Source organism: Actinomycetota bacterium (assembly GCA_030682655.1).
In the GTDB taxonomy this organism is placed as follows: Bacteria; Actinomycetota; Coriobacteriia; order Anaerosomatales; family JAUXNU01; genus JAUXNU01.
The window spans coordinates 1-1,130 of record JAUXNU010000008.1 but is presented as its reverse complement, the minus strand read 5'-3'; the positions used below and the strand labels follow the sequence as shown (position 1 = coordinate 1,130).

General features: G+C 61.8%; 2 protein-coding genes. Both read right to left on the bottom strand.

Translation table 11 applies throughout. The features are described 5' to 3' along the window. Window positions 1–168: 168 nt before the first annotated feature. Window positions 169–429, bottom strand: coding sequence for a DUF6290 family protein (locus Q8K99_00330; protein MDP2181001.1), 261 nt, complete (start codon window positions 427–429; stop codon window positions 169–171). Beyond that, on the bottom strand, window positions 426–851 hold the full coding sequence (locus Q8K99_00325) for a putative toxin-antitoxin system toxin component, PIN family (protein MDP2181000.1): 426 nt from the start codon (window positions 849–851) through the stop codon (window positions 426–428). Before Q8K99_00325 ends, Q8K99_00330 begins: the two co-directional genes overlap by 4 nt. Window positions 852–1,130 lie beyond the last annotated feature (279 nt).

Here is a 1,130-nt window from a genome sequence, read left to right as displayed (position 1 = left end):
GGACCGAGATGTGGGGTTCCAATCCCCGGATATCAGCATGGTCGATCGCCGTTCCCATGTGCCCGCCCGCTTGCATCTACTCAAGGGCGAAGACCACCATGAGACCTACGAGGTTGACTGGCCATCTCATATCAACGTGTTAGGGATAACCTGCAACGCGAAGCGTTGTCAGGTTGATCCCTTTGTTGGACATGGCAGTTCATCGCCGTCGTCCGGCGCCACGTCACGCACCTTGGCGAGTACCGCGTCGTACTTCGCGCGATCGCCCAGCGCGCCGCGCTCCCTGAGATAGTCGACGGTCATGAGCGCCGACATCTTCTCTGCGAGCGCGGTCGCGATCAGTTGATTGATGGACACGTCTTCAGACTTCGCGAGCTCCCGAACCTTCTTGTGAAGGGAATCGGGCAGACGCAGGCTGATGGTGCTCATGATTCGACTCCTATCCTTCTCAAGAACTCACCGGGCCGGATCGCCGTGACCCCGAACGCCTCCGAGCCGGCGAAGTCACGCACGTTGTGTGTGACGATGAGTGCGCATCCTGCTTCAACCGCCAGTTCGAGGACGTGGTCATCCTCAAGGTCGCGCAACACTGGGCGCCACAGGAAGTGGATATCCTGGAGGTGTGCGATGCCGCACCAGTACTCCATCAGCACATCCACGTCCGCGTGGGAGAGCCCCAGCTCCGCGCTCTCGCGTTTGGCAACTTCCTCGTACTCGAGTGCGAGCGGCACCGACAGCGCGATCTCGAACTCCGCCGAGCCGATCATCCGAAGGATGCGGAATGACGCGCCCTTCCGACTGCGCAGACCCGAGATGATCACATTCGTGTCGATGACGACTCGCTGGCTCATGTCGGTATCATATGCGATACCTAGTTCCGAGTCAAAGGGGGCTGCGGGCCTATGTCCAACGTCTGCGGCATCAGCGGCAGCGCGACGCGCTGTCCGTCTGGATGCCGTTGTTGGACGGCTAGCCGGGCGCGTGGCCGACGGTCTTCGCAGCGTACATACGCGAATCCGCCACGCGGGTCAGCGTCCTCAGCTCGTTGCCATCCTCCGGTGCGTGAGCCGCCCCCATGCTCACGCCGGTACCGAAGAAGCGAGCGCCCACCTCCGCGAGAAGATCGCCAA